This window comes from Stappia sp. G46H5W (assembly GCF_058448995.1).
This window is the reverse complement of sequence record NZ_JBZFLL010000006.1, coordinates 151,789-176,442: the sequence shown is the minus strand read 5'-3', so window position 1 is coordinate 176,442 and position 24,654 is coordinate 151,789. Positions and strand designations below refer to the sequence as shown.

At 66.6% G+C, this 24,654-nt stretch carries 23 protein-coding genes and 1 tRNA gene; 11 read left to right on the top strand and 13 right to left on the bottom strand.

Annotated elements, in window-relative coordinates; translation table 11 throughout:
- Positions 1-19: 19 nt before the first annotated feature.
- Entirely contained in the window at positions 20-1,504 is a 1,485-nt protein-coding gene (locus ACVJ6E_RS19090) for a SulP family inorganic anion transporter (RefSeq protein WP_120270583.1), read from the bottom strand.
- A gap of 427 nt (positions 1,505-1,931) precedes the next feature.
- Between ACVJ6E_RS19090 and dnaK the strand changes: the two genes are divergently transcribed.
- The 5 genes from dnaK (at position 1,932) to ACVJ6E_RS19065 (ending at position 7,233) form a co-directional block, all read left to right on the top strand.
- Positions 1,932-3,854, top strand: a complete 1,923-nt coding sequence (dnaK, locus tag ACVJ6E_RS19085) for a molecular chaperone DnaK (RefSeq protein WP_120270584.1) — start codon at positions 1,932-1,934, stop codon at positions 3,852-3,854.
- A gap of 215 nt (positions 3,855-4,069) precedes the next feature.
- The gene (locus ACVJ6E_RS19080; RefSeq protein ID WP_120270585.1) at positions 4,070-4,945 is read left to right on the top strand and encodes an FkbM family methyltransferase; all 876 of its coding nucleotides are present in this window, start codon (positions 4,070-4,072) and stop codon (positions 4,943-4,945) included.
- Positions 4,945-6,069 carry a molecular chaperone DnaJ gene (dnaJ, locus tag ACVJ6E_RS19075; RefSeq protein ID WP_120270586.1) on the top strand — a complete coding sequence of 375 codons (1,125 nt, stop codon included), beginning with the start codon at positions 4,945-4,947 and terminating at the stop codon, positions 6,067-6,069. The genes ACVJ6E_RS19080 and dnaJ overlap by 1 nt, the downstream gene beginning before the upstream one ends.
- A gap of 42 nt (positions 6,070-6,111) precedes the next feature.
- On the top strand, positions 6,112-6,516 hold the full coding sequence (locus ACVJ6E_RS19070; protein WP_120270587.1) for a VOC family protein: 405 nt from the start codon (positions 6,112-6,114) through the stop codon (positions 6,514-6,516).
- A gap of 111 nt (positions 6,517-6,627) precedes the next feature.
- Positions 6,628-7,233 (top strand): class I SAM-dependent methyltransferase, encoded by a 606-nt coding sequence (locus tag ACVJ6E_RS19065; protein WP_120270749.1) that lies wholly within the window; start codon positions 6,628-6,630, stop codon positions 7,231-7,233.
- Positions 7,234-7,246: 13 nt separating this feature from the next.
- On the opposite strand, the gene ACVJ6E_RS19060 is transcribed toward ACVJ6E_RS19065, so the two are convergent.
- Complete coding sequence (locus tag ACVJ6E_RS19060) at positions 7,247-8,986, bottom strand: SulP family inorganic anion transporter (protein ID WP_120270750.1); 1,740 nt, start codon at positions 8,984-8,986, stop codon at positions 7,247-7,249.
- 247 nt (positions 8,987-9,233) lie between these two features.
- Between ACVJ6E_RS19060 and ACVJ6E_RS19055 the strand changes: the two genes are divergently transcribed.
- Positions 9,234-9,884 (top strand): LysE family translocator, encoded by a 651-nt coding sequence (locus tag ACVJ6E_RS19055; RefSeq protein WP_120270588.1) that lies wholly within the window; start codon positions 9,234-9,236, stop codon positions 9,882-9,884.
- A 19-nt stretch (positions 9,885-9,903) separates the two neighbouring features.
- Here ACVJ6E_RS19055 and ACVJ6E_RS19050 read toward each other — a convergent pair whose 3' ends face one another.
- The 5 genes from ACVJ6E_RS19050 to phnD form a co-directional block, all read right to left on the bottom strand.
- On the bottom strand, positions 9,904-10,416 hold the full coding sequence (locus ACVJ6E_RS19050; protein ID WP_199681521.1) for a cupin domain-containing protein: 513 nt from the start codon (positions 10,414-10,416) through the stop codon (positions 9,904-9,906).
- Positions 10,417-10,523: 107 nt separating this feature from the next.
- Complete coding sequence (phnE, locus tag ACVJ6E_RS19045) at positions 10,524-11,339, bottom strand: phosphonate ABC transporter, permease protein PhnE (protein WP_120270589.1); 816 nt, start codon at positions 11,337-11,339, stop codon at positions 10,524-10,526.
- A 1-nt stretch (position 11,340) separates the two neighbouring features.
- The gene (gene phnE / locus ACVJ6E_RS19040; RefSeq protein WP_120270590.1) at positions 11,341-12,153 is read right to left on the bottom strand and encodes a phosphonate ABC transporter, permease protein PhnE; all 813 of its coding nucleotides are present in this window, start codon (positions 12,151-12,153) and stop codon (positions 11,341-11,343) included.
- Between the two features lie 3 nt (positions 12,154-12,156).
- Complete coding sequence (phnC, locus tag ACVJ6E_RS19035; RefSeq protein WP_120270591.1) at positions 12,157-12,975, bottom strand: phosphonate ABC transporter ATP-binding protein; 819 nt, start codon at positions 12,973-12,975, stop codon at positions 12,157-12,159.
- A 159-nt stretch (positions 12,976-13,134) separates the two neighbouring features.
- On the bottom strand, positions 13,135-14,097 hold the full coding sequence (gene phnD, locus ACVJ6E_RS19030) for a phosphate/phosphite/phosphonate ABC transporter substrate-binding protein (protein ID WP_120270752.1): 963 nt from the start codon (positions 14,095-14,097) through the stop codon (positions 13,135-13,137).
- A gap of 1,164 nt (positions 14,098-15,261) precedes the next feature.
- On the opposite strand from phnD, the gene ACVJ6E_RS19025 reads away from it, so the two are divergent.
- The 4 genes from ACVJ6E_RS19025 (at position 15,262) to ACVJ6E_RS19010 (ending at position 18,986) form a co-directional block, all read left to right on the top strand.
- Complete coding sequence (locus ACVJ6E_RS19025; protein ID WP_199681523.1) at positions 15,262-15,957, top strand: GntR family transcriptional regulator; 696 nt, start codon at positions 15,262-15,264, stop codon at positions 15,955-15,957.
- A 29-nt stretch (positions 15,958-15,986) separates the two neighbouring features.
- Positions 15,987-16,787 carry a phytanoyl-CoA dioxygenase family protein gene (locus tag ACVJ6E_RS19020; RefSeq protein WP_120270592.1) on the top strand — a complete coding sequence of 267 codons (801 nt, stop codon included), beginning with the start codon at positions 15,987-15,989 and terminating at the stop codon, positions 16,785-16,787.
- Between the two features lie 120 nt (positions 16,788-16,907).
- Complete coding sequence (locus ACVJ6E_RS19015; RefSeq protein ID WP_120270593.1) at positions 16,908-17,720, top strand: SDR family oxidoreductase; 813 nt, start codon at positions 16,908-16,910, stop codon at positions 17,718-17,720.
- 192 nt (positions 17,721-17,912) lie between these two features.
- Positions 17,913-18,986: a linear amide C-N hydrolase gene (locus tag ACVJ6E_RS19010; protein ID WP_120270754.1), complete on the top strand. Its 1,074-nt coding sequence runs from the start codon at positions 17,913-17,915 to the stop codon at positions 18,984-18,986.
- A gap of 18 nt (positions 18,987-19,004) precedes the next feature.
- On the opposite strand, the gene ACVJ6E_RS19005 is transcribed toward ACVJ6E_RS19010, so the two are convergent.
- From ACVJ6E_RS19005 to ACVJ6E_RS18995, 3 genes are all read right to left on the bottom strand, one after another.
- Complete coding sequence (locus ACVJ6E_RS19005) at positions 19,005-19,997, bottom strand: zinc metalloprotease HtpX (RefSeq protein WP_120270594.1); 993 nt, start codon at positions 19,995-19,997, stop codon at positions 19,005-19,007.
- A 145-nt stretch (positions 19,998-20,142) separates the two neighbouring features.
- The gene (gene msrA / locus ACVJ6E_RS19000) at positions 20,143-20,805 is read right to left on the bottom strand and encodes a peptide-methionine (S)-S-oxide reductase MsrA (protein ID WP_120270595.1); all 663 of its coding nucleotides are present in this window, start codon (positions 20,803-20,805) and stop codon (positions 20,143-20,145) included.
- Positions 20,806-20,854: 49 nt separating this feature from the next.
- The gene (locus ACVJ6E_RS18995; RefSeq protein WP_208996875.1) at positions 20,855-21,184 is read right to left on the bottom strand and encodes a hypothetical protein; all 330 of its coding nucleotides are present in this window, start codon (positions 21,182-21,184) and stop codon (positions 20,855-20,857) included.
- Positions 21,185-21,882: 698 nt separating this feature from the next.
- On the opposite strand from ACVJ6E_RS18995, the gene ACVJ6E_RS18990 reads away from it, so the two are divergent.
- Positions 21,883-21,972, top strand: a tRNA-Ser gene (locus ACVJ6E_RS18990).
- A gap of 216 nt (positions 21,973-22,188) precedes the next feature.
- Here ACVJ6E_RS18990 and ACVJ6E_RS18985 read toward each other — a convergent pair.
- The 3 genes from ACVJ6E_RS18985 to ACVJ6E_RS18975 form a co-directional block, all read right to left on the bottom strand.
- Positions 22,189-22,800, bottom strand: coding sequence for a hypothetical protein (locus ACVJ6E_RS18985; protein WP_147421911.1), 612 nt, complete (start codon positions 22,798-22,800; stop codon positions 22,189-22,191).
- Positions 22,801-22,878: 78 nt separating this feature from the next.
- Positions 22,879-23,418 (bottom strand): hypothetical protein, encoded by a 540-nt coding sequence (locus ACVJ6E_RS18980; RefSeq protein ID WP_147421912.1) that lies wholly within the window; start codon positions 23,416-23,418, stop codon positions 22,879-22,881.
- Positions 23,419-23,487: 69 nt separating this feature from the next.
- Positions 23,488-24,285, bottom strand: a complete 798-nt coding sequence (locus tag ACVJ6E_RS18975; RefSeq protein WP_147421913.1) for a hypothetical protein — start codon at positions 24,283-24,285, stop codon at positions 23,488-23,490.
- Between the last annotated feature and the right edge of the window lie 369 nt (positions 24,286-24,654).

Genomic DNA, 24,654 nt, shown 5'->3' with positions numbered 1-24,654 from the left:
GGGGTGTCCTCCGCTCGGCTCAATGGCCCATCAGGCGTTCGAGCGCGCCCGGCTTGTCGTGGATGGCGAGCTGGTCGACGATGGTCTCGCTCGCCTCGTTGATGCCGACGATCTCGACCTCGGCGCCCTCGCGGCGGAACTTCAGCACGATCATGTCGAGCGAGGCCACCGCCGAGATGTCCCAGATATGCGCCCGGCTGACGTCGATGATCACCTTTTCCAGCACCTCGCGGAAGTCGAAAGCCTTGGTGAAGGCTTCGGCCGAGGCGAAGAACACCTGCCCCTCGACCACATAGGTGCGGGTACGCCCGTCCGCCGACAGGCTGGAGGTGACGCGGAAGATCTGCGCGATCTTCCAGGCGAAGAAGATGCCGGACAGCAGCACGCCGATCAGCACGCCTATGGCGAGATTGTGGGTCAGCACCACGCCGGCCACCGTCGCCACCATGACGATGGAGGAGGAGCGCGGATGGTCCTTCAGATTGCGGATCGAGGACCAACTGAACGTGCCGACGGACACCATGATCATGATCGCCACCAGCGCCGGCATCGGGATCCGGCCGACCCACTCGCCCAGCACGACGATCAGGAACAGCAGGATCGCGCCGGCCGCGAAGGTCGACAGGCGCCCGCGCCCACCCGACTTCACGTTGATCATCGACTGGCCGATCATGGCGCAGCCGGCCATGCCGCCGATGAAGCCGGTCGCCGCATTGGCGATGCCCTGGCCAATGCATTCCTGGTTCTTGTCGCTCGGCGTGTCGGTAAGATCGTCGACGATGGCCGCCGTCATCAGCGATTCGAGCAGGCCGACCGCGGCAACGCCCGCCGAATAGGGCAGGATGATCAGCAGCGTCTCGAGGGTCAGCGGAATGTCGGGGATCAGGAAGACGGGTAGCGTGTCGGGCAGCGCGCCCATGTCGCCGACCGTGCGCACGTCCAGCCCCAGCGCCAGGGTAAGCGCGGTCAGCACCAGGATGCAGACCAGCGGCGAGGGAACCGCCGTCGTCAGGCGCGGAAACAGGTAGATGATGGCAAGGCCGGCTGCGACCATCACATAGGTCAGCCAGGTCACGCCGATCAGCTCGGGCAGCTGCGCCATGAAGATCAGGATGGCGAGCGCGTTGACGAAACCGGTCATCACCGAGCGCGAGACGAAGCGCATCACCGCACCGAGCCGCAGGAGGCCGGCGATGATCTGCAACAGGCCGGCCAGCACGGTTGCGGCGAGCAGGTATTGCAGGCCGTGCTCCTTCACCAGCGTGACCATCAGCACGGCGGTGGCGGCGGTGGCGGCGGAGATCATGCCGGGGCGGCCGCCGACCACGGCGGTGATCACCGCGATGGAGAAGGAGGCATAGAGGCCGACCTTGGGGTCGACGCCGGCGATGATGGAAAAGGCGATCGCCTCGGGAATGAGGGCAAGCGCGACGACGAGGCCGGCCAAGAGGTCCTTGCGGACATTGCCGGTCCAGTCCTGCGCATAGGCGGACAGGGAAAACATCAGGCCATCCGGTCTGGTGCCGGGCAGCGCCGGAGCGCCGCCATGCGATGAGTTCGGGTCGTGGAGGGCCGGCACCCGGGGCGACAGGGCGCGAGAGGGCGCAAGGAATGCAAGGCCGCCCTCCGGCGGACTACGTAGCGGCACTTCTACGGAGGTTTGCGCTGCATTGCAACATGGGCAGTCCGCCGCCATTTCCTGCTATCGTGAGCCGGCTGCCGGCGCACATGCGCGCCAGAGAGGGCGATGGATCTGCCCGGCGCGCCAGCCTTGCGATGCGCAAGCGCCCAACATATATAGCGGTCACGTTCTGCCGACGTGTTCCGACATGCGGGCCTGCCCCGCGGCCGGTCCGTCACCATGAACCGAAAAGAGGGGCCGGTCCGATGCCGTAACGGGTCCGACCGGCTTGCTGGAAAGAGAGGGTAATATGGCAAAGGTCATTGGTATCGACCTCGGCACGACCAACTCGTGCATCGCCGTCATGGACGGCAAGACTCCCAAGGTCATCGAGAATTCCGAAGGCGCGCGGACGACCCCGTCCATGGTCGCCTTCAACGACGACGGCGAGCGGCTCGTCGGCCAGCCGGCAAAGCGCCAGGCGGTCACGAACCCGACCGGCACGCTCTTCGCGGTGAAGCGCCTGATCGGCCGCCGCTACGAAGACCCGACCGTCGAGAAGGACAAGAAGCTCGTCCCGTACAACATCGTGCGCGCCGACAACGGCGATGCCTGGGTCGAGGCGAGCGGCGAGAAGTATTCTCCCTCGCAGGTGTCCGCCTTCATCCTGCAGAAGATGAAGGAAACCGCCGAAAGCTATCTCGGCGAGAAGGTCGAGCAGGCGGTCATCACCGTTCCGGCCTATTTCAACGACGCCCAGCGCCAGGCCACCAAGGACGCCGGCAAGATCGCCGGTCTCGAGGTGCTGCGCATCATCAACGAGCCGACGGCGGCAGCGCTCGCCTACGGTCTCGACAAGAACGACGGCAAGACCATCGCGGTCTATGACCTCGGCGGCGGTACGTTCGACGTGTCGATCCTGGAGATCGGCGACGGCGTCTTCGAGGTGAAGTCGACCAACGGCGACACGTTCCTCGGCGGCGAGGACTTCGACATGCGCCTCGTCGACTACTTCGCCTCGGAGTTCAAGAAGGACCAGGGCATCGACCTGAAGAACGACAAGCTCGCGCTTCAGCGCCTCAAGGAGGCGGCCGAGAAGGCCAAGATCGAGCTGTCCTCGTCGTCGCAGACCGAGATCAACCTGCCCTTCATCACCGCCGACGCCTCCGGGCCGAAGCACCTGACGATGAAGCTGACCCGCGCCAAGTTCGAGAGCCTCGTGGAGGATCTCGTCCAGCGCACGATCGAGCCGTGCAAGGCCGCGCTCAAGGATGCCGGCATCGCCGCGGGCCAGATCGATGAGGTCGTTCTCGTCGGCGGCATGACCCGCATGCCGAAGATCCAGGAGGTCGTGACCACCTTCTTCGGCAAGGAGCCGCACAAGGGCGTGAACCCGGACGAGGTCGTGGCCATGGGCGCGGCGATCCAGGCCGGCGTGCTGCAGGGCGACGTCAAGGACGTGCTGCTGCTCGACGTGACCCCGCTGTCGCTCGGCATCGAGACCCTGGGCGGCGTCTTCACCCGTCTGATCGATCGCAACACGACGATCCCGACCAAGAAGAGCCAGACCTTCTCCACCGCCGAGGACAACCAGACCGCGGTGACGATCCGGGTCTTCCAGGGCGAGCGCGAGATGGCGGCGGACAACAAGCTGCTCGGCCAGTTCGATCTGGTCGGCATCCCGCCGGCGCCGCGCGGCGTGCCGCAGGTCGAGGTGACCTTCGACATCGACGCCAACGGCATCGTCAACGTGTCGGCGCGCGACAAGGGCACCGGCAAGGAGCAGCAGATCCGCATCCAGGCCTCGGGCGGCCTCAGCGACGCCGACATCGAGAAGATGGTGAAGGACGCCGAGGCGCATGCCGACGAGGACAAGAAGCGCAAGTCGCTCGTCGAGGCCAAGAACCAGGGCGAGGCACTCCTCCACTCGACCGAGAAGTCGCTGAAGGACTACGGCGACAAGGTCTCGGCCGACGAGAAGGGTGCCATCGAGACGGCTCTGGCCGACCTCAAGACGGCGCTCGAGGGCGAAAACCTGGAGGATATCCAGGCCAAGACCCAGGCGCTGGCCGAAGCTTCGATGAAGCTCGGCGAGGCGATGTACAAGTCGGCCCAGGCAGCCGAGGAAGCCGGCGAGGCTGCCGGTGGCGACGACGCCTCCAAGGCGGATGACGATGTTGTCGACGCGGACTTCGAGGAAGTGCGCGACGAGGACGACAAGAAGTCCGCCTGACCTGACTGACCGGCGGCGCAGCCTCCCTGTTTTCGGGACGCACCGCGCCGCCGGCCTGCCGGGCCCAAAGGTCCGGCCGCAAGGGGCAGCGGGCCTTTCGTCCGGCTGCCCTTGCCGTTATTCAAGGGACTGTGATCCGGTCCGCCGCCCCCGGCGGACCTTCCGCCGCCGGCACGAGCCGGCGCGACCAAGACGCTGGAGAGTGACATCCGGGCATGAGGCAGCCGACGCTCGAACCGCCCTACGGCACCCATGCGCTGCCGCCGCTCGCAAGGGCGGCGCGCCGCCTTGCCGGCGTATTGCCGGGCAACCGGCTGGGCCGCATCGGCGTGTCGCTGCTGCGCCGGATCGTGACGGGCGGCAAGCCCGGCCCGTTCGACGTCGAGGTCTTCCCGCAGATCCGGGCACGGCTCTACCCGGCCGGCAACCGCTGCGAAAAGCGCGCCGTCGCCGGCCCGCAGCTGTTCGACCGGGCCGAGCGCGAGGCCCTGCGCGAGGCTTTCGCCGCCTCCCCCTCCAGCCCCTTCGTCTTCCTCGATCTCGGCGCCAATGTCGGCCTCTACAGCCTGTGGATGGTCAGCGTCGCACGCGAGCTGTCGCGCGAGGTGGTGGTGCTGGCGGTGGAGCCGGACGTCGGCACACGGTCGCGGCTGGAAGCCAATATCGCGGCCTCGGATGCCGGCGACAGCGTCATGGTCGCGGCCTGCGCCGTCGGCGAGCATGCCGGGCGCGGCGCCATGCTGGCGCATGAGGGCAATCGCGGCGAGCACCAGGTGCGTGCCGCCGGCGAGGGCGAAGCCGACACGTTCGAGATCCTGCCGATCCACGAGATCTGCGCCCGGCGCGGCATCGCCCGCATCGACGCGATGAAGGTGGATCTGGAGGGGCATGACGAGGCGGCCCTGCGCGGCCTGTTCACTGCAGCTCCCGCCGGCCTGTGGCCGCGGATGATCGTGGTGGAGGCCGGCAAGCGCGAGGAGCTGCCCCCCGTCGTGCGCCTTTGCCTCGACAACGGATACGAACTTGCCAGCCGCACGCGGCTGAACGCCCTGCTGCGCCTTCGCGCGGGGCGAAGCGATGGGACATCCTGATGGAAAAGCGTGACTACTACGAGGTCCTGGGCGTTGCCCGCGACGCGGACGGAACGGTGCTCAAGAGCGCTTACCGGAAGCTGGCCATGCAATATCACCCGGACCGCAATCCGGGCGACGCGGAGGCGGAGAACCGCTTCAAGGAAATCAGCGAAGCCTACGACACGCTGAAGGACGAGCAGAAGCGCGCCGCCTATGACCGCTTCGGCCATGCCGCCTTCGAAAACGGCGGCTTCGGCGGCGGGCGCGGCGGCGGTCCCGGCGACTTCGCCTCGGCCATGTCGGACATTTTCGACGAGTTCTTCGGCATGTCCGGCGGACGGCGCGGCGGGCGCGATCGCGGCGCGGACCTGCGCTACAATCTCGAGATCTCGCTCGAGGAAGCCTATGCGGGCAAGACCGTGGAAATCGAGGTGCCCACCTCGATCACCTGCGAGACCTGCACCGGCTCCGGCGCCAAGCCCGGCAGCTCGCCGACCATCTGCCGCATGTGCGGCGGCTCGGGCCGGGTGCGCGCCTCCCAGGGCTTCTTCACGCTGGAGCGTACCTGCACCGCCTGTCAGGGGCGCGGCCAGGTGATCTCCGATCCTTGCCCCGATTGCCAGGGCGCCGGCCGGCGCACCGTCAACCGCACCCTGTCGGTGAACATTCCCGCCGGCATCGAGGACGGCACCCGCATCCGTCTCGGCGGCGAGGGCGAGGCCGGCCTGCGCGGCGGCCCCTCCGGCGATCTCTACATCTTCCTGTCGATCCGCCCGCACGCCTTCTTCCAGCGCGACGGGGCGGACCTTTACTGCCGCGTGCCGGTGTCGATGACGACCGCCGCGCTCGGCGGCCAGTTCGAGGTGCCGACGCTCGGCGGCGAGACCATGCGGGTGAAGGTGCCTGAAGGCACCCAGACCGGAAAGCAGTTCCGCCTGAAGGGCAAGGGCATGCCGGTCATGCGCTCGCAGCAGTTCGGCGACGCCTATATCCAGGTGACGGTCGAGACGCCGACCAACCTGACCCGCCGCCAGCGCGAGCTGCTCGCAGAGTTCGAGCAGGAATCCTCCGGCGAGACCCATCCCGAATCGAGCGGCTTCTTCTCCAGGGTGAAGGACTTCCTCGACAATCTCGGAAACTGAGCCGTCCCGAGAGGGACAGCCTGACACGGCAAGGGGCTGGCGATGTTCTGTTATGCGACACTCGGCACCAGCGACCTTGCCCAGGCAAGCCGCTTCTACGACGCCCTGATGGACATCCTCGGCGCGCCGCGCTGCTGGAGCGGCGAGACCGGCGCGGCATGGGGCTCGTTCGACGATCCGGCACGCGGCGCCCTGGTCGTCGGAGCGCCGTTCGACGGCGCCCCCGCCTCGGTCGGCAATGGCGCAATGCTCGCCCTGCGTGCCTCCTCCGAGACGATGGTCCGGCAGCTTCACGCAGCGGCCCTTGCCAATGGCGGCAGCGACGAGGGGGCTCCGGGCCCCCGTCCGCAATACGGCCCCGCCTTCTTCGGCGGCTATGCGCGCGATCCCGACGGCAACAAGCTTGCCTTCGTCTTCATGCGCCCGGACAATGTCAGCGGCGATTAAAACCGCTCGCGCAACCAGCCTTGCCTTGATTTCACCACGGCCGGGGACCACTTTCGCGAGCGGAGCATGCTACGGGCCTGCCTCCGGGTTTCAAAAGGGATGGATTTCAGCATGCACGACGTTTCTGCCCGCAAGGTCAAAGGCCTCTCGGCCAAGATTGCCGACGAGTTCCGTTTCCTGCGCAACTGGGCGGAAAAGCCGCTGACCACCGGTGCGGTGAGCCCCTCCGGTCCCGACCTGTCCCGCCGCATGGCCAGCTTCGTGGAAGTCGAGCGCCCCGGCCCGGTGCTGGAGCTCGGCCCGGGCACCGGCGTCGTCACCCATGCCATTCTCGAGCGCGGCATTCCGCAAAGCCGCGTCATCGCGCTGGAATACAGCGACGACTTCTGCCGCCTTCTGGCGCGCCGCTACGGCGACATGGCCATCGTGCAGGGCGACGCCTACCGGCTGCGCGACACGCTGGCCGATGTGGAGCCCGGCTCGCTGGCGAGCATCGTCTCCTCCATGCCGCTGTTCTCGCGTCCCAAGGAAGAGCGCCGCGCGCTCCTGATGCAGGCGTTCGAGCTGCTGCAGCCCGGCGCCCCGTTCATCCAGTTCTCCTATGCCCTGGTGCCGCCGATCGCTCCGGAGCCGGAGACCTTCTCGGTGCAGCGCACGGGCTGGATCGTCAAGAACCTGCCGCCCGCACGCGTGTGGGTCTACCGTCGGACCTCCTGACCCCTCTTCCGCCTCAGCTCTTCGCGCCCGCTTCCAGTTCTGCAAGCGCCGCCTCCACGCTGGCGGCGAAGGTCACTTTCGGCGCCCTCACGCCCTGCGCCTCCAGCGGGCGGCGCAGGCTCTCCTCCAGACCGCACAGAACCACCGAAACGCCGCGCCGCGAAGCCTTGTCGACAAGGCCTGCGACCGTGTTCGCTCCGGTTGAATCGAGGAAGGGCACGGCCGAGAAATCGACCACCAGCGCCCTGTGCGTGTCGGAAATGCTCTCCAGAACCGACCCGATGGACGACGCCGCGCCGAAGAAGAACACCCCCGTGATGCGATAGACCACGACCTGCGGATCGGCCGCCGAGCCGTCATAGGGCAGGCCGCCGTCGGCGCTGGTGTCCGCCCGGTCTTCCGAGACCAGCGGCAGGCGGCGCACGCCGGCGATCTGCGACATGCGGTGGATGAACAGCACCGAGCCGAGCGCGAAGCCGGTGACGATGGCCTCGGTCAGGTCGCGGAAGATCGTCAGCAGGAAGGTCACCGCGAAGACCAGGGCATCGCCCCGCGAGGTGCGCAGCAGCACGGCGATGGCGTGGCGCTCGGCCATGTTCCAGGCGACCACGGCCAGCAGGCCGGCAAGGCTCGCCAGCGGGATATAGGAAGCGAGCGGCGCGGCCAGCAGCATGAAGGCCAGCAGGAACAGGGCATGCAGCATGCCGGCGACCGGGCCAATGGCGCCGGCACGCACATTGGTCGCGGTGCGGGCGATGGTGCCGGTGACGCAGAAGCCGCCGAACAGCGCCGAGCCCATATTGGCAACGCCCTGGCCGACAAGCTCGCAATTGGAGCGGTGGCGGCGCCCGCTCATGCCGTCGGCGACCACCGCCGACAACAGCGATTCGATGGCGCCGAGCAGCGCGAAGGAAACGGCCGCCGGCAGCACGGCGAGGATCTTCTCCATCGACAGATCCGGCAGGGCCGGCACCGGCAGCCCGCTCGGGATGCCGCCGAAGCGCGAGCCGATGGTGGCGACCGGCAGACCGGCTGCCCAGGTGACAAGGGAGGCGAGCACGATGGCGATCAGCAGGCCCGGCCAGTGCGGCCGCCAGCGCTTCAGCACGAGGATCACGGCGATGGTGCCGCCGGCAAGCAACGCCGCTGCCGGATCGAGGCCCGGCAGGGCCCGCCACAGCACCGGCAGCTTTTCCAGCAAGGGGCCGGGCTCGGGCCCGGCCAGCGTCAGGCCCAGCAGGTCCTTCACCTGCGAGGCGAGGATGATTACCGCGATGCCGGCGGTGAACCCGACGGTCACCGGCCAGGGAATGAACTTGATATAGGTGCCGAGCCGCAAGGCCCCGACGCCGACCAGGATCAGGCCCGACAGGAAGGTCGCCAGGATCAGCCCGTCGACGCCGTGCTGCATCACCGTGGCGGCGACAAGCACGATGAAGGCGCCCGCCGGCCCGCCGATCTGGAAGCGGCTGCCGCCCAGCGCGGAGACGAGAAAGCCTCCGACGATGGCGGTGTAGAGGCCCTGCGCCGGGGTGACGCCGGAGGCGATGGCGATGGCCATGGAGAGCGGCAGCGCGACGATGGCGACCGTCAGGCCGGCAACCGCGTCGGCGCGCAGGGCAGCAAGGCCGTAGCCTTCCCTGAGGACGGTCACGAGCTTGGGGGTGAACAGGGCGGCCGGGTCGAGGGCGGCCGGTCGGGAGGCGGAACGATGCGCCGATCCCTTGCGCGCATCCTGTCCGGTGGCGGTCATCGCGGATCTCATATGTCGGGAGCCCGCCCGCATGCGGGCATCTGGTTGGTGCGCAAGCATCGGCCCTCGCACTGTGGCCATGCAATACGCAGAACTGCTGAGCCGGGATCAGACACGTGCTCCCTCGAGCGAACAGGCCTCACTCCGGGCTGAAGGAAAACCGCTTGGCCGGCCGGCAGGGCCGTGCGATCCCTTTACGGATCGTGCCTGCACCCTTGCGGGCGCCGCTTTCGCCAGGATGCTGCCGATGGATCCGCTTTCCGCCGTTCTCGCCTTTTCGGTTGCCGCCGCGCTTCTCACCCTGACGCCCGGCCTCGATACCGCACTCGTGCTGCGCACAGCGGCCGTGGAAGGGCCGCGCCGCGCCATGCTGGCCGGGGCCGGGGTCTCCACCGGCGTTCTCGCCTGGGGGCTGATGGCCGCGCTCGGCCTCGGCGCGGTTCTGGCGGTCTCGGAGACCGCCTACACCTTGCTGCGGATCGCCGGCGCGCTCTATCTCCTGTGGCTCGGCTTCGGCATGCTGCGCGCGGCCCTGTCGACCACACGGGCGCAACAGGTCGCGGCGGCGGCAAGCGCGAAGGGCAATGGCGCCGTCAGCGGCCGTGGCTGGTTCTGGCGCGGGCTGCTGACCAACCTGCTCAATCCCAAGGTCGGCGTGTTCTACATCAGCTTCCTGCCGCAGTTCACCGCCGAGGGCGTTCCGGTCGTCGCCTTCAGCGTAGGCCTCGCCGCGATCCACGCGACGATGGGCACCGCCTGGTTCGCGCTGCTGACGCTGGCGACCCGCCCCGTCGCCGGCCTGCTCAGGCGTCCTGCGGTCACCCGCACGCTCGACGGGCTGACCGGCGCGGTGCTGATCGGCTTCGGGCTGCGGCTGGCGCTGGAGCGGCGGGACTGACCCGCCGCCGCCTCGCGGCTTACTCTTCCCCGTCCCAGTAGTCGACGGCGCTGTCCTTGCGCAGGGTGAGCGCGACACGGCGCGCCGCCTTGTCGCCGCCGGGAGCAGCCCCGGCGAAGACCGTGACCTTGCCGCTGTCGGGATATTCCATCACGTCGGGCTCGTTCATCGTGCTGACCGCGAGATAGCGCAGCGGCTCGTCCGATCCGGCGATCAGCTGGTGCGCGGTCTCCGGCCCGCCGGCGGGGCAGACGACGACGTCGCCGCCGGCAACGGAATGGCGCTTGTCGCCATAGCGCAGCGTGCCGGAGCCCGACAGGATCACGAACATCTCGTCATTGGCGTGATGACAGTGGAACGGCCAGGCCTTCTTGCCGGCCGGCACCTCGACATAGCGCGCGCCCAGGCGGCGCGCACCGAGCGGCGCGGCGATGGCGGCGAACCGCGTCTCGAACGTTGCGCCATGGGCCTGGGTGACGCAATCGAGATCGGCGAGCCGCAGGACGGGCATGTGAACGGGCGTGTCGGCCATGGTCGATCCTCCGGGGTGCGATGGAGCGGGCGGAGTGCTCTCCGCCCCGTCCCCCATGCATAGCCCCGCAAGGGAGCCGCCGGAAAGCCCACCCGTTGCCTTGCCCCTCAGATGATGGCGTGGCGGACCTTGGCCGAGACCCACTCGCTGAACACGACTGTCGCCAGGATGACCAGCAGGATCGTCGTCACCTGCGGCCAGGCCAGCACGCTGAGCGAGGCCTGCAGCTGCAGCCCGAGACCGCCGGCACCGACAAGGCCGAGCACCGCGCTCTCGCGGATGTTGATGTCCCAGCGGAACACCGAGATGCCCCAGAAGGCCGGCGCGATCTGCGGCCAGTAGCCGTAGTTGAGCAGCTGCGCGCCGCTGGCGCCGGTCGCCTGCACCGCCTCGATCTGCGTCAGCTCGGTTTCCTCGATGGCCTCGTAGAGCAGCTTGCCGACGAAGCCGATGGAGCGCAGCGCGATGGCGATGATGCCGGCGAGCAGGCCCGGGCCGAGGATCGAGACCAGAAGCAGCGCCCAGATCAGCGAATTGATCGAGCGCGAGGCGACGATGATGAACAGCGCGATCGGACGGGCGATCAGCAGGCTCGGCGTGGTGTTGCGCGCGGCCAGGAAGGCGATGGGCGTCGCGATGGCGACGCCGAGCATGGTGCCGAGCGTCGCCATGTTGATCGTGTCCCACAAGGGCCAGAGCAGCTTGTCGATATAGCTCAGCCGCGGCGGGAACATGCGCGAGCCGATGTCGGCCGCCTGTTGCGGCGCGTCATAGACGAAGGCCCAGATCGTGTCCTTCGTCATCACCTGCCAGCACCAGACGGTGAGGGCGACGAACACGAACCATGCGGCCCACAGGCGCAAGGAGGCTTGCGGGGTGCGGCGGAGCCAGACCGGGCCGTTTTCGGTTTTGATCACCGGCATGTCACTGCACCCACTTGCGGATATAGCTGGAGGAGTATTCCGCGAACATCACCACACCGATGATGATCAGCAGGATCGCTCCGGCGCTGTCGTATTCGTAGCGGTCGATGGCGGTGTTCAGCGTCGCGCCGATGCCGCCGGCGCCGACGATGCCGATCACCGCGCTCTCGCGGAAATTGATGTCGAAGCGGTAGAGCGTCAGGCCGATCAGGCGCGGCATCACCTGCGGCTGCACCGCGTAGTTGACCAGCTGCCACCAGGACGCGCCGGTGGCGCGCACCGCCTCGGCCTGGGCCTCGTCGATGTCCTCGATGTCCTCGGCCAGAAGCTTGGCCAGGAAGCCGATGGTGGCGAAGGACAGGGTCAGGAAGCCGGCGAAGGGTCCGAAGCCGAACATGGCGACCAGCAGGATGGCGATGATGATCTCCTGCAGCGACCGGCTCACCGCGATGATGCCGCGGCAGACGTAGTAGACCGCGCGCGGGGCGATGTTGCGCGCCGCGCCGATGCCGATGGGCATGGAGATCAGCACGCCGGCGACGGTGGCCGTGACCGTCATGGTCAGGCTCTCGATCATGCCGTTGCTGATGTCCTTCCAGCGGCTGGTGAAGTCAGGCTGCAGGAAGCCCTGGACGAAGCGCCAGCCCCGGTCGAGCCCGTCCCAGACACGGGCCCAGTTGACGTCGATCGAGCCGATGGCCAGCACCATATAGACGAGGATGACGGTGTAGATCCCGTAGCGCCAGCGCGGATCGGGGATCATCGTCGCCGACCGGCGCCAGCGACGGGGATAGGCCTTTGCGGTCGCGCTCATGGCTCAGACCATCCCGGCCATGCGTTCGGCCGCGTCGCGCTCGGCATGGTCGTCCTCTTCCGCCGCGCGGCGCATGGCGGTCCAGTCCTCCTCGCCATAGATGCGGGTGAGCACGCTTTCGTCGAGCAGGTCCGGCGTGCCGTCGAAGACGACCTCGCCCGCCCGCAGGCCGATGATGCGCTGGGTGAACTGCTGGGCCAGCACCACGTCGTGGATGTTGATGATCGCCGGCAGGCCGCGCTCGGCGCAGATCTCGACGATCAGCCGCATGATCTGACGCGAGGTCTTGGGATCGAGCGAGGCGGTCGGCTCGTCGATCAGCAGCAGCTCGGGATCCTGGGCGAGCGCGCGGGCGATGCCGACGCGCTGGCGCTGGCCGCCCGACAGGGCGTCGGCGCGCTTGTCCGCATGGTCGATCAGGCCGACACGGTCGAGCAGGCGGAAGGCGTTCTCCACGTCCTCGCCGGGAAACTGGCGCAGGAAGGAGCGCCAGAAACCGACATAGCCGAGGCGCCCCGACAGCACGTTCTCCATCACCGTCAGACGCTCCACCAGGGCATATTCCTGGAAGATCATGCCGATGCGGCGGCGGGCGCGGCGCAGTTCGCGCGCCGGCAGGCCGGTGATGTCGAGATCGTTCAGCAGCACCCGCCCCTCGGTCGGCTCGACCAAGCGGTTGATGCAGCGGATGAGGGTCGACTTGCCGGCGCCGGACGGCCCGATCAGGCCGACGACCTGTCCCTTCGGCACGGTGAAACTGACCGACCGGAGGGCTTTGTCGCCGGTCTTGTAGGTCTTGGTAAGCGCTTCGACTGTCAGCATGCGGGGATCCGGGGGAGAGAGGGCCGTCACGGCCGGGTCTGCCGGCCCCTGCGCGCCGCACGAAGGGCCGCGCGCAAGGGAACGGCCAGGGATGCGGGCGCGGACACGGACGGCAACGCGGAAGACACTCCCCCGCGCGCCGTCCGCCCGCTCACGATCTTACTGGCAGTTGTAGGAAACGTCGTTCGCCGCGTCGATCTGACGGATGACGGACCAGTTGTCCTTGAAGGTGATCGGGATGAACTGCGCCTCGCCCGACTTGGAGAACTCCTTCTCCAGCGACGAGCCTTCCCACTTGAAGGTGGCGAAGCCTTCCTTGATCTTCTCCTGCAGCTCCGGCTTCAGGTTGTAGGCAACGCCGTAGCCGGTGGTCGGGAAGGTCTGCGACTTATAGATGCTGACCACCTGCTCGGGCTTGATCACCTCGCGCTCGATCATGCGGTGCATGACGGAGTTGGCGATGGCCGCCGCCGGATAGTCCTTGTTGGCGACGCCGAGCACCGAATTGTCGTGCTTGCCGGAGAAGGCCGGCTCGTAGTCGGTGCCGGAGACGAGGCCGTATTCGGCCTTCAGCAGCGCGGACGGCGCCTTGAAACCGGAATTCGAGGTCTCGGCGGTGAAGGCAAGCGTCTTGCCCTTTATGTCTTCCGGCTTCTCGATGCCCGAGCCCGGATAGGTGATGATTTCCATCTCGTAGCCGAAGCTGCCGTCGGCCTTGGCCATCATCGTGAACGGGCGGAAGCCCGCGCAGGCGACGGCAAGCGGGTTGGAGCCGGTGTTGAAGCCGGCGATGTGCAGGCGGCCGGCGCGCATCGCCTCGATCTGGGCGGCGTTCGACTGGACCGGGAAGAACTGCACCTTCTTGCCGGTGACGCTCTCCATATGGGCCAGGAAGTCGGCCCAGGCCTCGGCATAGACCGCCGGATCCTCGACCGGGGTATAGGCGAAGATCAGCGTCGAGGGATCGATCTGCTGCGCCGGATCGGACGGAATGTCGGCGATCAGGTCGCCATCGGCATCGGTGTAGCGGCTGTCGAGCTTGAATTCGGCCTGCGCAGGCGTTGCGGCGATGAGGCCGGCAAGCAAGGCGGCGACGCTCGCAGCGCCGGCGAGCTTCGTCATGTGCATGGTCATCTGTGTTCCTCCACTGGGGCGCGATCTGCATCCGTTCTGGACCGGATGTCTGTTATGCGTCCTGCGTGAAGGCTGGATGACAAACCAAGCCGCGTCAAGACCTTGAGGCGGCGAAGTTTCCTTTAAGGCAGAGCCGGCGGCCCCCTCCTTGATCCACGGCCGCTTCCCGCCGCCCCAGAAGCTGAACAGCAGCCGGGCGAGGGCCGCCCCTTGCACGGAATTCCTGCGAAATCTCGCAAGGACGCCGGCCGAGCCCGTACGACCGACGACTTGCCGGCACGGTGCCCGCTGTCCGGCGCCGCTCGCTGCCTCTGCGGTATCTCAGCACATGAGCCGGCAAATCACCCGGAGGGAGAGCCCCACCCTGCAGCATGTCCCGGCCGATCTCCCGCTCTTCATCCCGCCTTCCGCGCATGCCATGCGGCGCGCCTGCCTTGCGTCTTCGGGACATTACTTCAGCGGGTTGCACATTCCTTCGCGCCAACCGCCCACCCCTCCCAAGCAGCAGCCCAAGGCACGGGAACCGATACCCCGAAGCGCACGCGTCCTCTTCTACCGCCGCCTCCACCCCGCCCACGGCCGAACCACTTCAAATGGAATTCGGAATTCCAAACTGTTGACAGCGCCGATCCGCTCGGGCAGGGTTGCATTATTGGAATTTGGAATTCCGAATTCCTGCATGATCGAACCACCGCTTCCGACCGGGCGAAGACCGACGGGCTGGAGCGGACGCCGGGGTGGACGAAAGGCTCGCGCTGCAGGAGCGGCGCACGGATTTCGCCGGACCACCGGCGCTCAGGGCTCCGTTGGCCCCATCGCCAGACCGTCGGCCGGTCCGGCTTCTTGCCCGCCGGACGGATCCGGCACGGTGCGGAGCCGAAACGGCCGCAGCGGAGGTCACGAAGAGCTTGGCCGCATCCCGGCCAGGACAGGGACAGGTCCGTCCCGGAACGTCGCGCCGCCGGGTGTGCCGAACAGGCCTCCCATGTCATACCTGCGGTGCATTGCGGCGGCGCGCGCGTTCCGTCAGCTTGTCCCGGCATCGCGCCGGACAGGCCGCACAACCAGCCCCCGGGATCGGCCCGGGTGCTTTCGCGCCGGCTGCGCTTCGTTGCGATGTCCGCAAGGACCGTAAGGGGAAGGACGCTAGGCATGCCCATGGAACTCATCGACCAGAGCCCGATCCTGGTGGACCGCGTCTACGAGCGGCTGCGCCAGGCCATCGCGCTGGCCGAGCTGGCGCCGGGCGAGCGCATCCGCCAGGCCGAGCTTGCCGACCGCCTCGGCGTGTCGCGCCAGCCGGTCAGCCATGCGCTGCAGCTGCTCAAGCGCGACGGGCTGGTGGAGGAGACCGGGCGCAAGGGGCTCAAGGTCACGGAGATCGATCCGGCGCATCTTCGCGAGATCTATCAGGTTCGCGCCGCGCTCGATGGGCTGGCCGCCGGCCTAGCGGCTGCGCGGGTCGCGCAGGGCCGCATGCCGGAGGCCGAGCTCAAGACGCTCGCCGCGATCCTGCGCCAGGCCGAGAGCTTCGGGGACGACACGCCCGTGGCGGAGCGCATCGCGCTCGACGTCGACTTCCACAACCAGGTCATCGTCATGTCCGGCAACCGCCGGATCGCCGAAACGCTCGAGCCGCAGTTCTCGCACATGATGCGCTCCATGCGGCTGGTTCTCGACATCGGCGGCTTCCGCGAATCCGCCTGGGAGCACCATCACGAGATCGCCCGGCTCATCGCGGCCGGCGACGCAGCCGCGGAAGGCGCCGCAAGGGCCCATGCGGAAAATGCCGGCAAGGAAACGGAGGCTCGCCTCACCGCCAGGCAGGTTTTGAAGAACACGGCCTGAAGGCCGTGACCCAAGAGGAGGAACGCCACATGAAGCTGACGCAGGAACAACAGGACGAATTCAACCGCCACGGCTATCTTTTCCTGCCCGAGGCGTTCTCGCCGGAAGAGGTCGAGGTGCTGCGGGAGGCGGCATCCGGCATCTTCGACGAGGACCGCAAGGAGATCTGGCGCGAGAAGGACGGCACGCCGCGCACGGCCTTCGCCTGCCACACCTACAACGAGGCGTTCCGTCTGCTCGGCCGTCATCCCCGCCTCATCGAGCCGGTGCGCCAGATCTTCGGCGAAGAACTGTACATGCACCAGTTCAAGGTGAACGCGAAGGCCGCCTTCACCGGCGACGTCTGGCAGTGGCACCAGGACTTCCCCACCTGGCACAAGGATGACGGCATGCCCGAGCCGCGGGCGATGAACATCTCGGTGTTCCTCGACGACGTGCTGCCGATCAACGGCCCGCTCATGCTGATCGGCGGCTCGCACACCCACGGCCAGCTCAAGTCGGAATACGACACCACAACCACCAGCTACGGCCTGTGGACGCTCGACAACGACACCGTGACCGAGCTCGCCGCCAAGGGCGGCATCGTCGCCCCGACCGGCAAGGCGGGCGGGTTGCTGATCCATCACGGCAACCTGGTGCACGGCTCGTCGGGCAACATCACGCCCTACCCGCGCAAGATCGTCTATCTGACGCTCTCCACCGTCTCCAACGCGATCCGCAAGCCGACCCGGCCGGAATATATCGCTCATCGCGATTTCACGCCGATCGAGCCGGTCGAGGACGATGCGCTGCAGCGCTACGCCCTCTCCATGCGCGAAGCGGCCGAGTAACCGCTGAACGTGACAGGCCGGAGCGGACGCGATCCGCTCCGGCCTTTCCTTTGCGATCCGGGACGGGCCGAGCCCGCCCCGGTCTTTTCGTGTCAGGGCATCAGAACGGACGGTTTCCACATGACAGATACTTCGGCTGGCCGATTGGCCGGCAAGGTCGCCCTCGTCGTCGGCGCCGGCTCCTCGGGAGAGGGCTGGGGCAACGGCAAGGCGGCGGCGGTTCTCTTTGCGCGGAACGGCGCGCGCATCCTCGCCGTCGACCGCGACGAGCGCGCGGCGGGCGAAACGCGCGACATCATCCGCTCCGAGGGCGGCACCTGCGAGACGGCGCGGGCGGACGTTTCGAACTCCGCCGATGTCGCGGCGATGGTCGAGGCCTGCCTTGCGCAGTTCGGCCGCATCGACATCCTGCACAACAATGTCGGCATCTCGGAAACCGGCGGCCCGGTGGAAGCCTCCGAGGAGAGCTGGAACCGGGTGATCGCCATCAACCAGACCAGCGTCTTCCTCACCTGCAAGCATGTGCTGCCGGTGATGGAGCGCCAGCGCAGCGGCGCCATCGTCAACGTCGCCTCGATCGCCGCCTCGCGCTATATCGGCTTTCCCTATGCCGCCTATTCGGCCTCCAAGGCGGCGATCGTCGGGCTCACCCGCAACATCGCCCTGCAATACGCGCCGCTCGGCATCCGCGCGAACTGCGTGTCGCCGGGCCTGATGAACACGCCGATGATCCGCAAGCCGCTCGCCGCCTCCTATGGCGGGGAAGAGGAGATGATCGCCCGGCGCGACGCGCAGTGCCCGATGGGGCACATGGGCGATGCCTGGGATACGGCCAACGCGGCGCTGTTCCTCGCCTCGGACGAGGCCCGCTACATCACCGCGCAGGAGCTGGTGGTGGATGGCGGCCTGACCGCGACCTGCGTCTCGCCGTAGGGACACGGCCCGGCAGCCGCTCCGGCGGACCGCCCGGCCGCGACAAATGCCGGGGGCAATGCCTGCAGCCGCAGGTTTTACCGACTTGCCCGACTTCGCCGCCGCCCTCTACGATGGCGGCGGCCGCTTTTCTTGCGGGCGGCCGCCTGTTTTTGCGATGTGGCACGCCAAGAGGTCCCCCCGATGTCCAGGATGCCGTTTTCCGCCCGAGCCCGTGGCCTGGGCGCGCGCGTGGCGCTCGCCGCGCTGCTTGCAACCGGGGGCGCGGCCCTTGCCGAGGCCTGCACCCGCCTCGTCTATCACGGCGCCGGCGACACGGTGATCACCGCCCGTTCGATGGACTGGAAGAGCGAGATCGCCACCAATCTCTGGGTGATGCCGCGCGGCATGGAGCGCAGCGGCGAAGCCGGGCCGAACTCCCTGAAATGGACCTCGAAATACGGCAGCGTCATCGCCTCGGGCTACGACGTGTCGACCACGGACGGGGTCAATGAGGAGGGCCTTGCGGTCAACCTGCTGTGGCTGGCCGAGTCCGAATATCCAGAGATGACCGGCGACCGTCCGGGCCTGACCATCGCCGCCTGGGGCCAGTATGTGCTCGACAATTTCGCCAGCGTGGCGGAGGCCGTCGCGGCGCTGGAGGCCGAGCCCTTCACCATCGTCACCGACAGCGTGCCCGGCGAGGACCGGCTGACGACGCTGCACCTGTCCATGTCCGATGCCAGCGGCGACAGCGCCATCGTCGAGTATATCGGCGGGCGGCAGGTGATCCATCACAACCGCCGCTACACGGTCATGACCAACTCGCCGACCTTCGAAGAGCAGCTGGCGCTGGCCGAATACTGGCGTGGCATCGGCGGCACCGTGTTCCTGCCCGGCACCAACCGCGCTGCCGACCGCTTCGCGCGGGCAAGCTTCTATGTCGAGGCGATCCCGCGCCCGGAGGATCCCAACCGGGCCATCGCCAGCGTCTTCAGCGTCATCCGCAACGTGTCCGTGCCCTTCGGCATCACCACGCCGGACCAGCCCAACATTTCCTCCACCCGCTGGCGCACGGTCGTCGACCACCAGCGGCTGCTCTACTTCTTCGAATCGGCCCTCACCCCGAACACGTTCTGGGTGGACCTGAAGCAGCTCGACTTCTCGAAAGGCGCGCCGGTGCGCAAGCTCGACCTCGGGCCCGACCAGCAGCACATCTATTCCGGCGATGCGACCGCATCCTTCGTCGAGGCCGAGCCCTTCCGCTTCCTCGGCCTGCCCGAATAGGCAGGACCGCCCAGCGCATCAGTACCAGGTGCCGAAGCGGGTCAGCCGGCGGCGCGGAGCGCCCGTATCGGGCACGGGCGAGCGCCCCGCCACATGCGGCATAGCGGCCGTGTCCAGCCAGTGCTCGGGAGATGCCCGCAATTCGCGCAGCCGCCGCACGCGCTCGTCCGTCTGCGGGTGGCTGCGCAGCACCGACGGCTCGGGGATGCGCGCGCCTTGCGGCAGCGCCGCCTCCCACATGCGCCCCTGGATGCGCTCCAGCTTCATGAGCGCGCTGGCAAGGCCCTCCGGGTCGCCGGTCAGCGAGGCCGCGCCCAGATCCGCCTCGAACTCGCGGGTGCGCGACAAGGCCAGCTGCACGGCCGTTCCAATCGTCGGCGCCACGACCAGCAGCAGCACCGCGCCCCAGGGCACCGGCGCACCGCCGGCCAGCGCCTGCGGCAGGCTGATCACCATCAGCACCAGGCCCAACACCGACATGATGCCGGTCATGCGCGCCACCACGTCGGCCATCGCCATGACGTGGATGTCGCCATGCGCCACATGGGCGAGCTCATGCGCCATCACGCCGACGAACTCGCGCGGGGTCAGGCGGGCGAGCAACCCTTCCGTGATGCAGATGGCGCTGTCCTCGCGCGTGCCGGTGGAAAACGCGTTCACCATCCGGCTTTGCACCAGATAGAGCCTCGGCATGCGCGGCAGGCCCGCCCGCTCGGCCAGCAGCCGAACGATCGAGTGCGCTTCGGGAAAGGCGGCGGGCGTCACCTCGCGCGCGCCGTAGAGCTGCAGCACCATGGAGGAGGAAAAGCGCGCCGCCAGCATCACCGACAGGGAGCCGCCGATTGCCGCCCACAGGACGCCCTGCGGGCCGGCCAGCGTCCACGCGGTCAGCGACAGCAGCAGCACCGCCCCGGCGCCGAGCACGAGCGTGTGCAGGCGGTTGCGCCGGCGGTGCCTTGCCCGCACGGCCGGGTCGATGGTGATGGCAGGTCTGATGTCGTCAGGGCTCATCCGCCGAATATGGGCTGTCGCCGGGCTGCTTGCAAAGCGGCAAGACGGCGCGCGGGCCTGCGGCATTCTCGCCCGCCCGCAGATACGAAAAGGCGCGCGGAACAGCCGTCCCGCGCGCCTCTTTCAGTCATGACTTCGCGTGCGCTTACACGGCAAGACCGGCCGGACAGGCGACGCCTGTGCCGCCGAGGCCGCAATAGCCGCCGGGGTTCTTGTCGAGATACTGCTGGTGATAGTCCTCGGCGAAGTAGAACGCGCCCATCGGCTTCGTCTCGGTGGTGATGGTGCGCGAGTGGCCGGCCGCCTTCAGTGCCGCCGCATAGGTCGCGCGCGAGGCCTCCACCGCCGCCGCCATCTCGCCGCCTTCGGCGAAATAGATCGCCGAGCGGTACTGGGTGCCGGTGTCGTTGCCCTGGCGCATCCCTTGCGTCGGGTCGTGGCCTTCCCAGAACGCCTTGAGCAGCTCCTCGCGCGGCAGGCGCGCGGTGTCGAAGACCACGCGCACCACCTCGGTATGGCCGGTGCGGCCCGTGCAGACCTCGTGATAGGTCGGGTTCGGCGTGTAGCCGCCGGCATAGCCGACCGCGGTGACGAGAACGCCCGGCATGGTCCAGAACAGGCGCTCGGCGCCCCAGAAGCAGCCGAGGCCGAACAGCACCTCTTCCTCGCCCGCACCGGGGGCAAGATCGAGCGGGCGGCCGAGCACGGTGTGGATGCCCGGGGTCATGATCGGCTCGCCGCGACCGGGCAGCGCCATGGCCGGGTCGACCAGCGAGAACTTGTTGCTGAGCATTGTCATGAACGACATGGATGCCTCCAAAGGGATGCGCGCCGGGGGAGGCCGGCGGGCAAGGGATTCAGACGGTTTCGGCGAGCCTGCGGCGACGACGGCCGCGGCCGAGATCTCCGATCCACAGGAGCAGGAAGCCGAGCGGTCCGACGATCGCCCAGGCCGGCTGCACCAGGAGCTTGAGGGCAACCGGATCCCACAGGACCGGATTGACCTCGCCCTGGACGAAGGCCTGGGCGGCGGCGAGACTTTCGGGCGCGAAGTCGAACCAGTACTGGCCGAAGGAGGTCGACGACCAGCTTCCGGCGGCGATCGTCGACGTGGCGTCGATCACCAGCGCCACCAGCGCCAGCGCCACGAACCACAGACCGAGAAGCCGCAGGAGAAGTCTGAACATCGTTCCGTCCCGGATCCACCCAATACCAAAGCCTGAAGGCATCGGGCCTGCCCGCGCCAGACTGCAAACATCGACTGCAGACATCTGTTGCAAAGGTCCGCAACTGCCAGAACTCCGTACGGCGGAATTCGTTCACTCGAAATTTGCATACGCGGGCGGCCGCGGGCCGGACCATAGCCCGCCTCGACCTTCCGGGCGACAGCAAAACGCGAGAAAACGGCGACAATGGGCACGGCGCGCCATCGCCTTGCCTCTCCCGCCGGGCGCATCAGATAGGCTTGCTTTCGCAAAAGCGCAAGATGGACGAAAGGCGCTTCCGCAAGGCGTGAGAGCGCGGGAGCAATCCGTGCCCCCGCGCGGGGGCGACCGCCGCCCGCCGATCCGCCCGCACGCGGCCCCTCCCGGCTGCGTGCCCATGCGCCCGCGCAAGCGCCCGCCCTCTGGCCTCAGCGACGAGAACCCAATGTTTCCGCCGGCTTTCTCGCCCGTTTCCGGCTGGGTTCGCCCGCCCGTGTTGAAAAGCGCAGCAGGGCATGGATGAGTGCTTGAACTTGGCCGCATCGTCAGTATATTGCGCGACTTGCGGGCCGGGTCGGCCCGGCTTCGCGCCGCCCTGGTGCGAGCGCCGGACCCATCGCCTTCCCGCACGAGGACCGACGAAAGGCCTGCCCCGCAGGCCCACCGGACGGGCCGGCTGCGGAGAGGTGGCCGAGTGGTTTAAGGCGCACGCCTGGAACGCGTGTATACGGGAAACCGTATCGAGGGTTCGAATCCCTCTCTCTCCGCCATTTTCCCCTGATCAGCCAGTTATCGAGCGATAGTGCCGACGGGCGGTCGCCCGCTGGGCAGCACATTCGAACGTCCTCCCGAACCCTCCGTCATTCTCTGACTTCGGGCGTTGCCCCAACCGGGCCACGCACAAGTTCGGACGGACCTTCGCCTTGCGAACCCTTCCCGCCGTTTTCATTCGCGCGCAGCCGCCACACCAACCCTGGGCGCTTGGCTCAGCGCGGCGGCGAGCATCTCGCTTGCTCAGCGCTGAAAGAGTTGAAAAACGGCTCGCGGCCGGGCCTCGTCTCGATTTGCAGACCGGAGATTATCCGGCAGCCGCTGGCGCTGCGCGCAATTGGCCCCACGCCAAGATTGGTCGACAAGATGGGGTCAGGGTTCCTTTCCTCGTGGGTCCCGGCCGCAATGAGCTCTTGGCGCTTCTGAAGAAACGCGGAGGCGAAACCAGCCTCCTCGACCGCCGTCACGGCTGGCACGCCCGGAGCCAGCTGGATCGCGCAGGACCGCCGCCCGTCGGGATATTGCTGTTCCACCACGACGAATGAAGAACCGTCCTGCTGCCAGCTGTGCTGGCGCACTTCATGTCCGCGCATCGCAGGCTCGGCCAGACCCTCTATCATGAGAGGCGGCACGCGCCGGATCGAAGGCCCGAGATCGTCCAGCCCCTGCGTATCCAACCTCTCGCCTTGCTCGATGGCCATGCGACAGCGTTCCGAGAGGCGCAGCCATGCGTCGATATCCTTGTCGCTCGCCTGAGCTTCCCTCGCCTGAGCTGCCGAGGACAGCCAGACGGCAATCGTCATCACAAAGAGGGTAGCAAACCGCATCCGTACCTCGACCAGGGCACCCTTGCAGCGCCGCAACATCCTAAGGCCCTGAATTACCGAATTCAGAAGCTCCTTAAATTAATCAATCGGCCTCTTATTAATATTTTTAAATGCCTCAAAGAAAATATCCTGCAAGTGCCTAGGAGGAACAGCAAGAAACGCGCACGCAGTGGGCGCAAACGCCTCGATAGCCTCAACAGGCACCGAAAAAACAATACCAGGGCGAGAAATACTTAGAATATCAGTAATCTTATTGATTTCACTAAACTTAATGACATGCTTCAGCGTATGGCCAAACTTGTTCCGAATTTTATTGAGTTGAATTATGCCGGGTCGGACGAAAGCTGCGCTTCCCGCTGAAGAGGGAAGCATGTTCGCCTTCTGTGAGAACGTCAGCCGCAATTCATCGAAATTGTCGAAACCAAAATTCTTCTTCAGGTAGCCGTTCAGAAAACTCTCAACAACTAGGTGCGACCGCAGCACACGACCGATTACATCGTGATCTGTAGCTGCCAACTCCAGAAAATGCGCGTTGTGTTTCTGGAATTCGCACTCGATTTCAGCCCAGTGCGGCTTCAGAACCCTCATGGCATCCTCAAAGCCTTCGATTTCACGCATCTGGATGCTCCTCTCCCCTTGAAGGTCGGATAACTCTTCGTCACCGCTGTTATCTTCGAATTGCACTGGCTACTTCAACCACGCAACGTACCCAGCCGCTCCGGCCTGCACGACCCCAACGATGATCAAAGCTACCGTCAGCCAAAATATACGATTTTGCGTATTCTTATTGTCGACATGGCGCTGCTCTTCGAGATCGAAGTCAGTGATCGTGTTCAGCGCCTGCGGCTTAAGTCTATAACCTTGGAGCTCGATATACTCGAGATCTTGCACTTCACTCATTGAATCAAGAAGAAGCCGGTAGTATCTTAGAAGTTCTTCTTTATCTGGTCGATGCACCCAGCGAACAGTATAAAAATGGCTCATCAAGGTGGTGGGATGCGTATGAAAGTTTGCGTTCTTGACAGTTTCTGAGAGAATGTACCGCAGCACCTTCATTCTATCTTGACGAGGTAGCTCTCGTTTGTTGAAGCGAGACTGCAGATATCGGTCGTACTTTACCTTAATCCAAGGCCAATGGCTCCATCGGTTGAAGAGGAAACGCGCGAAGCCTGTAGTGTAGAACGTCCATCCCCGGTAATAATGCTGAATCCAAAGCTGGAATTGGGCTAATTCTCTAATGTTGATTGATCTCTCTTCAGTGAAATTCCGCCCATCCACCGACCACTTGCCCTGCACCTGGTCATCCAAGATGTCGTCAACGACAAGCCTCGCCACGCCAGCGCTATCGAGCAGATAGATCAGATATACATCGTTCTCTCGAGCCTCTTCACCAGAGATCGGTATTGTCCGCCCACCTTGTTTCTCTAATGCCATACGAATAACGCGCGGCACAACAAACTGCCGGATTCTCTCACGTAGTCTCATACCGCCCCCATCGATATTCTTAGCGCATTATAATTCACAAACAGTTTTGTTTCTCCATGATCCTTTCGGTCGTTTATAACGTTACGCAGTGGCGAAAGAACAGTCGTTTAACCTCAAGCTGACGTTACTCTCTCGCGCCATCACGCCCCCCCCCAAAAAAACAAAACCAGCGCACATGGCCCATGCGCGCCGGTTCGTGATCGGGCAGTAGCTTCGCCGTTTGCACTATGCGGCCCTCGGCCGCCGGTGTGATCAGGCCGAGCGGTTCAAGGCGCCGCCTGGACCGTGTGTAGACGGGAAACCATCGTATCGGGCTTCGAACCTTCCGCCCCCTTCGGATTGCGCAATGCGGGAACGATCCGGTTCCGC

Excerpts from the sequence above, each read along its gene's own strand:
- ACVJ6E_RS19055 (WP_120270588.1), top strand. The coding sequence starts at position 9,234 with ATGGATCCGCTTTCCGCCGTTCTCGCCTTTTCGGTTGCCGCCGCGCTT.
- phnC (WP_120270591.1), bottom strand. The coding sequence starts at position 12,975 with ATGCTGACAGTCGAAGCGCTTACCAAGACCTACAAGACCGGCGACAAA.
- ACVJ6E_RS19050 (WP_199681521.1), bottom strand. The coding sequence starts at position 10,416 with ATGGCCGACACGCCCGTTCACATGCCCGTCCTGCGGCTCGCCGATCTC.
- ACVJ6E_RS18975 (WP_147421913.1), bottom strand. The coding sequence starts at position 24,285 with ATGAGACTACGTGAGAGAATCCGGCAGTTTGTTGTGCCGCGCGTTATT.
- msrA (WP_120270595.1), bottom strand. The coding sequence starts at position 20,805 with ATGTCGTTCATGACAATGCTCAGCAACAAGTTCTCGCTGGTCGACCCG.
- ACVJ6E_RS19090 (WP_120270583.1), bottom strand. The coding sequence starts at position 1,504 with ATGTTTTCCCTGTCCGCCTATGCGCAGGACTGGACCGGCAATGTCCGC.
- phnE (WP_120270589.1), bottom strand. The coding sequence starts at position 11,339 with ATGCCGGTGATCAAAACCGAAAACGGCCCGGTCTGGCTCCGCCGCACC.
- ACVJ6E_RS19065 (WP_120270749.1), top strand. The coding sequence starts at position 6,628 with ATGCACGACGTTTCTGCCCGCAAGGTCAAAGGCCTCTCGGCCAAGATT.
- ACVJ6E_RS19020 (WP_120270592.1), top strand. The coding sequence starts at position 15,987 with ATGAAGCTGACGCAGGAACAACAGGACGAATTCAACCGCCACGGCTAT.
- ACVJ6E_RS18980 (WP_147421912.1), bottom strand. The coding sequence starts at position 23,418 with ATGCGTGAAATCGAAGGCTTTGAGGATGCCATGAGGGTTCTGAAGCCG.
- ACVJ6E_RS19070 (WP_120270587.1), top strand. The coding sequence starts at position 6,112 with ATGTTCTGTTATGCGACACTCGGCACCAGCGACCTTGCCCAGGCAAGC.
- ACVJ6E_RS19025 (WP_199681523.1), top strand. The coding sequence starts at position 15,262 with ATGCCCATGGAACTCATCGACCAGAGCCCGATCCTGGTGGACCGCGTC.
- ACVJ6E_RS19060 (WP_120270750.1), bottom strand. The coding sequence starts at position 8,986 with ATGACCGCCACCGGACAGGATGCGCGCAAGGGATCGGCGCATCGTTCC.
- ACVJ6E_RS19010 (WP_120270754.1), top strand. The coding sequence starts at position 17,913 with ATGCCGTTTTCCGCCCGAGCCCGTGGCCTGGGCGCGCGCGTGGCGCTC.
- ACVJ6E_RS19080 (WP_120270585.1), top strand. The coding sequence starts at position 4,070 with ATGAGGCAGCCGACGCTCGAACCGCCCTACGGCACCCATGCGCTGCCG.
- dnaJ (WP_120270586.1), top strand. The coding sequence starts at position 4,945 with ATGGAAAAGCGTGACTACTACGAGGTCCTGGGCGTTGCCCGCGACGCG.
- dnaK (WP_120270584.1), top strand. The coding sequence starts at position 1,932 with ATGGCAAAGGTCATTGGTATCGACCTCGGCACGACCAACTCGTGCATC.
- phnD (WP_120270752.1), bottom strand. The coding sequence starts at position 14,097 with ATGACGAAGCTCGCCGGCGCTGCGAGCGTCGCCGCCTTGCTTGCCGGC.
- ACVJ6E_RS18995 (WP_208996875.1), bottom strand. The coding sequence starts at position 21,184 with ATGTTCAGACTTCTCCTGCGGCTTCTCGGTCTGTGGTTCGTGGCGCTG.
- phnE (WP_120270590.1), bottom strand. The coding sequence starts at position 12,153 with ATGAGCGCGACCGCAAAGGCCTATCCCCGTCGCTGGCGCCGGTCGGCG.
- ACVJ6E_RS19015 (WP_120270593.1), top strand. The coding sequence starts at position 16,908 with ATGACAGATACTTCGGCTGGCCGATTGGCCGGCAAGGTCGCCCTCGTC.
- ACVJ6E_RS19005 (WP_120270594.1), bottom strand. The coding sequence starts at position 19,997 with ATGAGCCCTGACGACATCAGACCTGCCATCACCATCGACCCGGCCGTG.
- ACVJ6E_RS18985 (WP_147421911.1), bottom strand. The coding sequence starts at position 22,800 with ATGCGGTTTGCTACCCTCTTTGTGATGACGATTGCCGTCTGGCTGTCC.